This is a genomic window from Bovifimicola ammoniilytica, assembly GCF_025567085.1.
Lineage (GTDB): Bacteria > Bacillota > Clostridia > Lachnospirales > Lachnospiraceae > Bovifimicola > Bovifimicola ammoniilytica.
This window is the reverse complement of the sequence record NZ_JAOQJN010000002.1, coordinates 393,859-405,639: the sequence shown is the minus strand read 5'-3', so window position 1 is coordinate 405,639 and position 11,781 is coordinate 393,859. Positions and strand designations below refer to the sequence as shown.

Genomic DNA, 11,781 nt, shown 5'->3' with positions numbered 1-11,781 from the left:
TGAATATTACCTTCTATATTTGACAGATTTGCCATCTATGTTCTTCTCCTTTTAATTCATTGGTAAGGAACTATATCCACCATTATCTGTATCTCTGTTTTTAATGATAATGACATCAATCGTCCTGCTCTCATTGTATCATTGTCATCAATGACTTGAAATTGATTATGAAACCTCATATTTTACATGCTGTTCCATTACTTTTGAAAAACCTATTGGAATGATGTAGAAAAATCTTTATATTCTAAACAATAGTATGTAATTCTTATTTTTCTTACTGTAGTCCTCTAACAAAATCATATATTTTTTTGCTAATATCCAGACCTTTATCATTTACTCCTTCAAACCAATCATAAATATCAATAAATAAAATTTTACTCCAATCTGTTAGCAGTAAATCTATTGAATCAGCAATTACTAAGCCATGTAAATTGATTCCATGATCAAAGACATCATGCTCAAAAAATACAATCTTTCCTGTTCTATCATCAAAGCAAAATTTATCTCCATTTGGAAAGCCGAAAAGAGGATACCAATGTCGAATGTCCTCAATTGCTTTATCCTGTTCTTCTATAATATCATTTTCAATATCTTTAATTTCAGAACATAATTTTTCATGTTCCATTATTAATTTTGAATATGGAATAAAATCAATGAAGCCTCTATCCTTATTTACTTTACTTTTCCAATCCAGTTTGAATAGACTGTATGTATTATAAATAAATTTGCTATTTTCAGAGATATTATTCTTAAATAATTCATATGAATATTCATTGTGTTCTAATTTATATTCACATTTATTTACTTGAACAATATCATTATTTTTTTCTAATATTTCCATAACATATTTAAAATAATCCATTTTTTCTACTTTTACCTCTGATACATTTACTTTCTTTCCATCTTCTGATAAAAGTTCATCGCCTGCATTAAGATTCGAAGTTGCTTTCCACTCTCCTGTACTATCTTCATTCTTAACATATAATGGATACTAGCAGCATTACAATAGACATAATTATCATCTCTTTCATAATCATATATCAATTTATAATAACGCATCATCAATCTTCTTTACTATTATTACCAAATGTAAACTCTGCTATCATACTCTCCTCTCCATAAACACACACCATTTTCTAAGCTACATGAACAAATAAATATGCTACATCCACCATTTAAAAATTCAGATTTACTTATTACATATTCAATATTATCAGAAATAATGTTTCCTTGCAATTTTAATGCTCCAAGCTTTGTTGAATTTTCTATAAACAAAACATATTCCTTTGATTTACATATTACTTTGCCTGTATATTTCAAGAAATCTTCTATTTCCTCTGTATTTTTACAAATAATATACTTTTTCTGAACATCTAAATCATCTAACTTAGCAATTATTTCTTCCTGTAATCGAAAAGTAGTATAAAGGTCATAAAAATCATCAAAAGAAATTTCTATCCCGTTATTTTCCCATTCCTTACAGATTTGTAGTATTCCATTTCTTCTTTTTACTTCAATCAGTCTTGCTTTATCCATTTATATCTCCATTTCCTATTTAAATCCATTAAAATCCTCTGGAAAATGTCCTTGGTATTGATACACAATTCTGTTTTCTTTAACAGTATACCATAAGAATCGTATGTATAGGTATCTGTTATTTTTGAATTCTTTACAAATGCCGTTACTGAACCATGTCCATCCTGAACGTAGATTTTATGACTGTATGTAGTATTATCTGTGTTCTTTGTAAGTTCTAATGCAACCCGAGTAAAACTTGTGTATGTATCATTAAGCTAGAATATTTTAACATTCTTGAACCATTATTGCTTCATCTTTATATGTTTCTAAATCGCTTTTTAGCCATGATTTTTCATTTTCTCTAATCATATGAAACCTTAATGTAGCATCCCCTTCACTAAAGCTAAGAATTATACAAAACCTATATTGAGGATATTCCGATACTAGCTTTTTTCCCATACTTTCATTATAATTTCAGCAGTTTTTAAAAGCCCCATTTCATCATAGCAATCAATATAATCATTTAATCTTACCTCATTGCAACTAGCTTCATAACCGGTCCTATCTTGAAACGTTAACAGAATTCTTTCAAAATCAATGTTTTCTGCTTTTATTTCATTATTTGTATCTATAATAATACAATTGTATACCTCAATAAAGTTTGGAGTTAGTATTTTAGACATATTATCTGTACTCATTTTAATATATTCTTTTGTTCCATTTGCCTTATTCAATAAATATTTCATTTTTTTGTTTGTTTTAATCAAGATAATTCACCATCCCATCTTACTATTTTATTCACCAAGAAATTTTAATCCTTTGTTTATTGCATTAATAACATCTTTATTTTTCAATATATTTTGTATACTTTTAGGTGCTATTTTTTAATTATAAAATTTCATTTCATTAACATCCGAATACTATATAACAACTAGTATATATCCGAACACTTCAAATACTCTTCACAATAATTATGTAGTTCTATGCTTGAATTGATAGTGCAACCAGTAAATTTATCTATAACTTCACCTCGTAAATCTCTGTTCTTATGACCATCCAACAACTCCATCATCACATAAATGGTTTCATATGTCACATCATTTAGTAATTTTTCCATATCGTCATACTGTGATATTTTGGATAAATAAACATTCACTACATAGTCTTGAATCTTTTTTACTTCTTGCCAAAATAACTCTTGTTCTCTTATCATCTAATAGCTAGTCTCCTTTATTGATATTTCCCATTATTTAGGTATTCGTATAATTGTTTAACGTCCTTAGTTGATGGAGATGTAACATCACCAACATTACCATTGTTATTATTAAAGCCTGCTGATTATTTGACACTTGCTCTACAATTTTCACCAGTACTTACTACAGGATTTTCTACTTCTGGCATTCTGATAATCATTGTCCTTTACTTTATCGCCAGCTACCGCATTTAAGATATCCCCGCAAGTCTTAGTTGAACATCTCTCATATAAATTAATAAAATTTATAATGCTTTCATAATACTCTTTTGAATTTATTTCTGCTTGTAAAAATTTGTTTAATACATCCATATATTTTTCCTTTCTATCTACTATTTTATTGGATATGCACTTAACATACCTCCATCACTTGAAATTACAATTAGACTGTTATCTCTTCTGCAAGTCAGACTGTTGCATAGTAAAGACCTGTTGATTCATTGTACTGCTCACCGGTGTATAGATAATCATTATCTGTATCTCCGTTTTTCTTTAACAGTATACCATAAGAATTGTATGTATAGGTATCTGTTATTTTTGAATTCTTTACAAATGCCGTTACTGCACCATGTCCATCCTGAACATAGATTTTTTGACAATATGTTTTAGTTGTATTTTCTGTTGTCTTTCCTGTTCTGTTGCTTACTTTGTCATAGGCATATTTATTTTCAATAGTTCCCTGATATGTAATAATATCAGTTGCTAATGTGATGTTTTCTGATTCAATATTAATAACATCATCAAAGTCAACGCTTTCCTATAAATCAAAAAACTAAGCCACACGATATTAAAACCGTATGGCTAAGCCTTTAAATTTATATAGAATTAATGAGAAAGCTGATTAGTCAATATAACCTTTTAATTTAAGTAATGACTTAATATGTGCAACGCAACCGTCAATACCCATTTTCTCGCTATTAAGAGTCATATCGTAGTTAACCGGATTAGTCCAGTAATTTCCTTTAGTATAATATTCATAGTAGTCTGCTCTGAACTTATCGGTTTCAGCAATTGTTCTGTTAGCAGTGTCCTCATCACATTTCATATTATCCATTGTACGTTTAACACAGAATGCTCTTGGTGCTTCAATATAGACACTTACAACATCATCTCTGTCTTTCAGAACCCAGTCAGCACATTTACCAACGATAACGCTTGATTCATCTGAATCTGCAATTTCTTTAATAATTTTGGTCTGACATTCGAATAATTCATCATCGGACACGAAATCTTTTCTTGCAAGATAATGTGAACTCTTTGTTCTGTTCATTCCTCCGAGTAACCCAAGAATACCGCCTTTCTGCTTAGTAAGTCTTTCGTTGGCAGCCTCGAACTGCTCCTCTGGATATCCACTCATTTCAGAAGCAAGGCTTAATATACGGTTCTCGTAACAATGTATTCCTAAATCTTTGGCAACTCTTGAAGCAATCTCTTTACCACCTGTACCAAATCCCCTTGCAAATGTGAGAACGAATTTCTTCCTAATAGTATTAGTAATCTTAGCTGCATCGACAGCTTCACTCTTCTTATCATCCTGCTTTTCAGCAATAAATCTGCTTAAGAATTCTCTTGTTCTGGCATTAGGATTATCAAGACTGAATAATTTAGATGGAGCATCATCCTGTGCAATTAAGCCTTTATCCATAAATATTGTTCTTGTAGAAACATCCCTTGCAAATGCCATCTCATGAGTAACGATAATCATTGTAAGACCTGATTTAGCAAGTTCTTTCATAACGTTTAATACTTCACCGACCATCTCAGGGTCAAGAGCCGAGGTAGGTTCATCAAATAACAACACATCAGGATTCATACATAATGCTCTTGCAATAGCGACCCTCTGTTTCTGTCCACCTGAAAGCTGTGCAGGTTTGGCATTAATGTACTGGGCCATACCAACTGCTTTAAGATGCTTGATTGCTCTTTCAGATGCTTCATCTTTAGAAACATGTAATATTTTACGAGCACCTAACATACAGTTTTCTAATACTGTTTTATTATTGAAGAGGTTAAATGACTGGAATACCATTCCTACTTTTGAACGATATTCATTAATTTCTTTCTGTACTTCTCTTATTTCTTTACCACGATAATATATCTTACCACTTGACTGTGTCTCAAGTTTGTTAATACAACGAAGAAGTGTTGATTTACCTGAACCTGACGAACCGATTATACAGATAACTTCTCCTTCATTTACTTCAAAATCTATCTTTTTAAGGACTTCATGATCACCAAATGATTTTCCTAAATTTTCAATTTTAATTACTGCTTCACTCTTTGACATAATCGCCACCTCCTACTGCTTATCATCTGCGAATTCAACTGCAAGTGCATAATCTGATTTACCAGCCAGTTTCTTTTCCATTAATAAGAATAATCTGTTGCATACAAAACATATTACAAAATAAATTGCTGCAATTACTAAATATGACTCGTAATATTTATAATATGTACCACCTGCTGTCTTGGCAATAAGGAAGAGTTCTGATACACCGATTACGTTAAGAACTGATGTCATCTTTAAGTTAGTTAGAAATGTATTTGCCATTTCAGGAATAATATTCTTAAATGCCTGTGGAAGCACTATGTAAAACATTGTTTTCATCTGTGACATTCCCATTCCATATGCGCCCTCACGTTGTCCGATATCTATTGATTTAATACCTGCTCTGACTGTTTCAGCCATATAAGCACCTGTATTTAATAATGTAACTAAGATACCAGCCTCGATAGGCTCCATCATTATTCCAAGTGATGTTTTAATACCGAAATATACAACCATCGCCTGAACAATCATTGGCGTATCTCTGAATATTTCAACATAAATAGTAAATACAATCTTTAAAATTCTCATTATAATCTTTTTAATTATGTTATCACCCTTGTTAATAGTTGCATCCTGGATTAATCCTGCGACAAAACCAAGTACAAAACCTATGATAGTACCGACAACTGCTATATATATTGTTGTCCACATACCATCTATGAATAAATTAGCATATTTCTTAGCAATGAACACTGTCCATTCTAATGAAGTTGTTGGATTATTAAAATTCATATGACATTCAACCTTTCCTCTACATTTTATCTATGGGACTGCCTTATCACAGCCCCATAAAGTATACATAACATTTATTTAGCTCTCAATCCTCGTCCCTTTATATCCCGATTATTTTGCTGCCGGCTGTAATGAAACTGCAAGGCTCATCATTTCGTCCATCTGTGCCCTGTTTTCTTCATTCCAGTTTAAGTCATCTAATGCTCCCTGGATTAAATTCTGTAACTCTTTATCACCTGTTCTGACTGCTATACAAACATTTACCGAACTTCCTGATTCAATATCATCGATTTTAAGTATCTCTAAATCTGAGTTAGTAAGTAATGCTGATTCAGATGTAGGTACATCAATAAGTGCTGCATCTGCTACGCCATTTGATACTGCCATAAATGCTTCTGAAGTTGTCTCATAGAATGCAGCCTGTTTAGCATCAGGTATCTGTGAAATCAAATCTATGTATGCTGTACCAAGCTGTGTTGTAACTGAAATATTCTTGCCGGCGAAATCTGAAAGTTTTGTACAATTTTCAAACTGACTGCCTTTCTTAACTGTAAGGCAAACATCTCTGAAATAATACTCGCTTGTGAAATCATAAGCTGCTTCTCTTTCTTCTGACCAGCTCATACCACCGATAATACAATCATAATCACCAGCATCCATTGAAAGACCAATTGAATCCCATTCAACTTTGTGAATCTCTAAGTCCCAGCCAAGTTTATCTGCAATTTTCTTAGCCATCATTACGTCATATCCATAACAGTAAAGATTAGTTCCGTAAATAGGTACTGCCTTATCTCCATTTGAAAGAGTATCTGTTTCCTGGGTCCAGTTAAATGGTGCATATGCACATTCCATACCGACTCTTAATACTTTCTTGTCCTGATAATTAATTTTCTTTGTGGAATTACTATCAGCTTTACTACAACCTGTAAATAATCCCATTGCCAATGTTAAACATAATGCTGTACTTACTAATTTTCTAAATAATTTTTTCTTCTTCATATAAATTCCTCCTTGTCTGATAACACTAAAGGCGTTTGAAGATTTCTCTTCAAACGCCTTTGTTTGCCTATAATATAAAGTATTTAATTTATATTTTATAAGAGTATATTAAATCAACATATATTAATATATTTCTTATAAATTCATATGATATAAACAGAAAAGACAGCTAAGTTCTATGTGACTTCGCTGTCTATGTTCTTTAGTATAATTATTTTTTTTAATTTGTCAATCGGTTTTTTTATTATTTTTTGTGTTTTATGACAATTTACTTGAATTTATTTTGTAGATATCTACATTTTGTGCATTATTTACAATGCCTTATTATAGAGCATTTCGATATCTTTAATAGTTGAACTTCTTGGATTAACAAGGATATTTCCACTCTTCATAGCATCTTCTGACATTGCACCTATCTTGTCAGTCGTTACGCCTGCTTCACTCAATGATGCCGGAATATTCAATTCCTTATTTAAGGCTTTAATCTCGTTAACTAACATATCCGGCTCAAATACTTTCTCCGGCACAGGTGCTTTTGCAATATATCTGTATATTTTATAATATTTACCGGTATCAGCTAAGGCATTATATTCTACTATTGTCGGAAGCAGAATCGCATTAGCTACTCCATGTGGTACATTAAAGAATGCACTTACCGGATGGCTCATTGCGTGTACATTACCAAGTCTTGCCCAAGAAAATGCAATTCCTGCAAATAACGAGCCAACTAACATATTCTCTGCCGCATCGATATCACCGCGATTAGCAACGTATCTTCTTATATTTTTACCAATTAACTCTAATGCCTTTTCAGACATTGCCTCTGAAAATGGTGAAGCTGCAGTAGATATATATGCCTCTAATGCGTGGACCATTGCATCAATTCCACATGCCGCTGCTACTGACGGAGGTGCTGTCGTAAGCAGATTCGCATCAAGAATGGCATATGCTGGAATTAATTTATAACTGAATACTGTAAGTTTATAATTCCTGCTATGATCCGTTATAACCGAAAATGCTGTTACTTCTGAACCTGTTCCTGCTGTAGTCGGAACAGCTATTAACGGAATTATGTCTCCTGGAACTTTTCCGCCTCCCTCGTAATCCGTTATACTTCCGCCGTATTTTGCTACCACACCTACCGCTTTAGCAACGTCCATAGGTGAACCACCACCTAAAGCGATTATAAAATCTGAATCACTTTCTTTAAATGATTCTGTAGCTTTCTCTACGGTTTCAACACTCGGATTACCCTCTGTATCAGTATATGCTGTGGCTTTAATGCCCTTTGCTTCTAATGCTTCTATGCATTTACCTACAATTCCCATCTTATTAAGATGAGGTCCTGAAATAATAAATGCTTTTGTACCACCTAATTCTTTTGCTACTTCAGGTAACTTAGCAAGTCCACCCTTTTCTACTATAATATTCTGTGGCACTGAAAATGAGAAACTATTCATATGTATGTCCTTTCTACAAATTACATATTATGACCTGTCATAAGTTATTTTTAATTATGATTAGCTAAGAATTAACACAATGACTCAACTGCCTCTTTCATAATCTTAAATGCTTTATCACATTCCTCTTCTGATACAATAAGTGGTGGAATCATTCTATTTACATGTGAACCGATAGCTGTGATTAACAAATGTCTGTCAAGGCAGGCATGTTTAACATCTGTACTATTAATTGTATCATCAAATTCTACACCTACTAAAAGTCCCTGATGTCTTACTTCCTTAACGTGTGGAAGTGTCTCTAATTTAGCACTGAAGTAATCACCCATCTTCTTAGCATTTCCTGCAAGGTCTCTGTCTAGTAATTCATTAACTTCTGCAAGTGCTGCTGCACAGCTTACAGGGTGTCCGCCAAATGTTGTACCATGCGAACCAGGTGTAAATGCTTTAGCAACCTCTGCTGTTGCACAAATTGCACCGATTGGCATACCACCACCAAGACCTTTTGCCATAGATACGATATCAGGTTTGATACCATAATTCATATATGACATGACAGCACCGGTTCTGCACCATCCTGTCTGAACCTCATCTATTAAAAGGAGCATATCATTTTCATCACAGAATTTACGAAGTCCCTGCATAAATTCCATAGTTGCAGGATGAACTCCGCCCTCGCCCTGTACAGGCTCAACCATAATTGCGATTGTGTTCTCTGTACATGCATTTTTAAATGCCTCTAAGTCATTATATGGAGCATAAGAAAAACCATATGTCATAGGACCGAAACCTACCTGACAACCATTACCTGGCTGACCTGTTGCTGACATTGCACCGAATGTTCTTCCATGGAAGCCCATCTTAGCAGTTACGATATGGTATCTATTTGGTCCATATTTCTCAATACCATATTTACGTGCCATCTTAATCATTGCTTCGTTAGCTTCTGTACCTGAGTTCTGATAGAAGATTTTATCCATTCCAATTGTCTCACAAACCTTTTCAGCTAACAAAGCCTGAGGAATTGTATATGGGTAGTTAAATGTATGCATTATGTCATCTACCTGGTCTTTAACTGCTGCTACAACTTTTTCATTACAGCTGCCTGCGTTATTAACAGCAATTCCTGCATAAAAGTCAAGATATGGTGTTCCGTTTTCATCATAAATATACATATCTTTTGCTCTTTCAGCCAGAAAATCAAAACGTTCATACGTTTCAATCATATACTTATTTACCTTGTCTTTAATGTCCTGTACGCTTAAACCTGTATCTTTTAATTTCATAATTAATTCCTCCATTCTGATGAAATAAAAAAGCAAAGGCACCTACTAATGTAAGCGCCTTTGCTTTTGTCTTTTATTTTGTACAAATGTAAGATAACACTTTATTGTTTATTTGTCAACAACTATTTTAAAAATTTATTTTATTTTGATAATGCAATTTGTTTTGTTTATATTTCTCGTATTTTTCAAATTATTTAATCAATATTTATCAGTATTATTATTTATTGTCATTCAGTCATGGTAAATTATTTATCCATTGATTTGTTCACTATATTGTACATTTTAATAGAACATAATAATTATTATCTTTCACACTATTTATAATCCAGAAAAAAGCACATACAACTTGCTCTCTCTTTACCATCATTTCTATATGTGTGTGTCTGGTCTGTTTCGAAACGGTATACCTGTTCTTTTGAAACTGTCTGACTCTGTCCATGACATTCAACTGTTATAACTCCATCAGTAACTGTAAGATATTCTCTGGTTTTTTCGCCATGTCCTCCGCTTATGTAGATAGCGCCCGGTTCAATATCAATTCTGTATATCTCTACATATCTGTTATCCTCATAAGGAAAACAAGTCCATACTTTATACTGTCCGACTTCTTCTTTAGTCGGTATCATTTCTTCAGGTGTAACAAGGCAGAAGTCCATTCTAGGTGTTTCTATTAATTGCTGAAACTCTATTCTAAGACCACTTGTTATCTTACCAAGCACTCCTAGTGATGGGTTCGCACTTCCCTTTTCTATCTGTGCAAGCATACTCTTACTGACACCGGTTTGTTCTGATACTTTATCTAAGCTCATTTTCTTTGACTGACGTATTCTTTTTAAATTAATGGCTACATTGTGTGACAAATAATCCATATATTTCTCCAATCTTATGATATATTGTAATTATTTTATCATAAAATCAATTAGCTGGTATATATTTTTTATAAATCAACTATCTGTTATCTACTTTTTCAGGATACATATCATGATTTGACATTCTGTTCCAGGCAACTTCTTCCCAGCGTGTACCCTTTCTTCCGTAATTACAATATGGGTCAATGGATATCCCGCCTCTTGGTGTGAATTTTCCCCACACTTCTATATACTTTGGATTCATTAGTTTAATAAGATCTTTCATAATGACATTTACACAATCTTCATGAAAATCTCCATGATTTCTAAAACTGAATAAATATAATTTAAGTGACTTACTTTCTACCATTTTAATATCTGGAACATATGAAATAGTTATTGTCGCAAAATCTGGTTGTCCGGTAATCGGGCATAAACTAGTGAATTCAGGGCAATTGAATTTCACAAAATAATCATTATCCTGATGTTTATTTACAAATGTCTCTAACACTTCTGGAGCATAGTCCATCGGATATTTTGTTCCCTGATTTCCTAATAATGTTATACCCTCTGTTTCTTTTTCGTTTCTTCCTGACATGTAAATCTCTCCTATTCTATACTGTAATCGCCGGATCTTTAACGTCATTTGCTTCAAATGCTCTGGCTCTGTCTATGCATGTTCCACACAATCCGCATGGTCTGTCTCCACCCTCGTAGCAGCTCCATGTAAGCTCATATGGTACTTTTAAATCCAATCCGGTTTTAACAACTTCTGCCTTATTCATATTTACAAATGGTGCTTCAATACGCACCTGCTTACCACTTCCAAGATATATCGCCTCATTCATCGCATTATTGAATGCATCACTACAATCCGGATAAGCATTTCCTGCCGCATCATCACTATGCGCGCCATAATAAATAACTTTACATTCCTTTGATATAGCTATACTTGCTGCACTTGATAAAAATAAGCCATTTCTGAATGGAACATATGTAGATACAGGTGAACCATTTGTTTTCTCAAGCTGCTTTGAATATTCCTCTTTTGGAATTTCTTCATCTGAATGTTTTAAAAGTGAACAATCGCTATATTCAAATATTTTAGCAAGGTCAAGATATATGTGTTCAACACCATAATAATTTGCTATTTTATTTGCTGCTTCAATCTCTTTATCATGCTTCTGTCCATATGCCATCGAAAGTGCAATAACATTATTCTTTCCATATTTGTCAATTGCAAGCCCTAAACATGTGGTGCTGTCTACACCACCACTAAATAATACTAATACTTTCATATTAACCTCATTCCTGAGCGACTCATTGTGAATCGGCTGTCATAAATTCGCAAATA

General features: G+C 33.0%; 13 protein-coding genes and 2 pseudogenes. All 15 read right to left on the bottom strand.

The window, feature by feature from the left end:
- Positions 1 to 274 precede the first annotated feature (274 nt).
- The 15 genes and pseudogenes from OCV48_RS03715 to queC all read right to left on the bottom strand — a co-directional run bounded on the left by OCV48_RS03715 (position 275) and on the right by queC (position 11,725).
- The gene (locus OCV48_RS03715) at positions 275 to 862 is read right to left on the bottom strand and encodes a hypothetical protein (protein ID WP_021982702.1); all 588 of its coding nucleotides are present in this window, start codon (positions 860 to 862) and stop codon (positions 275 to 277) included.
- A gap of 26 nt (positions 863 to 888) precedes the next feature.
- A complete protein-coding gene (locus OCV48_RS03710) occupies positions 889 to 1,059 on the bottom strand; it encodes a hypothetical protein (protein WP_262558853.1) in 171 nt (56 codons plus the stop codon).
- Positions 1,060 to 1,080: 21 nt separating this feature from the next.
- On the bottom strand, positions 1,081 to 1,536 hold the full coding sequence (locus OCV48_RS03705; protein WP_021982701.1) for a YxiF family protein: 456 nt from the start codon (positions 1,534 to 1,536) through the stop codon (positions 1,081 to 1,083).
- Between the two features lie 425 nt (positions 1,537 to 1,961).
- Positions 1,962 to 2,285, bottom strand: coding sequence for a hypothetical protein (locus tag OCV48_RS03700; protein WP_021982700.1), 324 nt, complete (start codon positions 2,283 to 2,285; stop codon positions 1,962 to 1,964).
- Positions 2,286 to 2,449: 164 nt separating this feature from the next.
- Positions 2,450 to 2,731 (bottom strand): hypothetical protein, encoded by a 282-nt coding sequence (locus OCV48_RS03695; protein WP_021982699.1) that lies wholly within the window; start codon positions 2,729 to 2,731, stop codon positions 2,450 to 2,452.
- 150 nt (positions 2,732 to 2,881) lie between these two features.
- Positions 2,882 to 3,082, bottom strand: coding sequence for a hypothetical protein (locus OCV48_RS03690; protein ID WP_021982698.1), 201 nt, complete (start codon positions 3,080 to 3,082; stop codon positions 2,882 to 2,884).
- Positions 3,083 to 3,611: 529 nt separating this feature from the next.
- Positions 3,612 to 4,229, bottom strand: a pseudogene (locus OCV48_RS03685) (cytidylate kinase-like family protein); the annotation flags it as partial.
- A gap of 87 nt (positions 4,230 to 4,316) precedes the next feature.
- A pseudogene (locus OCV48_RS03680) lies at positions 4,317 to 5,057 on the bottom strand (amino acid ABC transporter ATP-binding protein); the annotation flags it as partial.
- A gap of 12 nt (positions 5,058 to 5,069) precedes the next feature.
- A complete protein-coding gene (locus OCV48_RS03675; RefSeq protein WP_021982696.1) occupies positions 5,070 to 5,831 on the bottom strand; it encodes an amino acid ABC transporter permease in 762 nt (253 codons plus the stop codon).
- A gap of 111 nt (positions 5,832 to 5,942) precedes the next feature.
- Positions 5,943 to 6,833 (bottom strand): transporter substrate-binding domain-containing protein, encoded by an 891-nt coding sequence (locus tag OCV48_RS03670; RefSeq protein ID WP_021982695.1) that lies wholly within the window; start codon positions 6,831 to 6,833, stop codon positions 5,943 to 5,945.
- Between the two features lie 311 nt (positions 6,834 to 7,144).
- Complete coding sequence (locus tag OCV48_RS03665; protein ID WP_021982433.1) at positions 7,145 to 8,293, bottom strand: iron-containing alcohol dehydrogenase; 1,149 nt, start codon at positions 8,291 to 8,293, stop codon at positions 7,145 to 7,147.
- Positions 8,294 to 8,364: 71 nt separating this feature from the next.
- Positions 8,365 to 9,579 (bottom strand): aspartate aminotransferase family protein, encoded by a 1,215-nt coding sequence (locus OCV48_RS03660; RefSeq protein WP_021982434.1) that lies wholly within the window; start codon positions 9,577 to 9,579, stop codon positions 8,365 to 8,367.
- A 314-nt stretch (positions 9,580 to 9,893) separates the two neighbouring features.
- A complete protein-coding gene (locus OCV48_RS03655; protein ID WP_021982435.1) occupies positions 9,894 to 10,448 on the bottom strand; it encodes a helix-turn-helix domain-containing protein in 555 nt (184 codons plus the stop codon).
- A gap of 79 nt (positions 10,449 to 10,527) precedes the next feature.
- Entirely contained in the window at positions 10,528 to 11,025 is a 498-nt protein-coding gene (queF, locus tag OCV48_RS03650; RefSeq protein ID WP_021982436.1) for a preQ(1) synthase, read from the bottom strand.
- A gap of 16 nt (positions 11,026 to 11,041) precedes the next feature.
- On the bottom strand, positions 11,042 to 11,725 hold the full coding sequence (queC, locus tag OCV48_RS03645; RefSeq protein ID WP_147591171.1) for a 7-cyano-7-deazaguanine synthase QueC: 684 nt from the start codon (positions 11,723 to 11,725) through the stop codon (positions 11,042 to 11,044).
- Between the last annotated feature and the right edge of the window lie 56 nt (positions 11,726 to 11,781).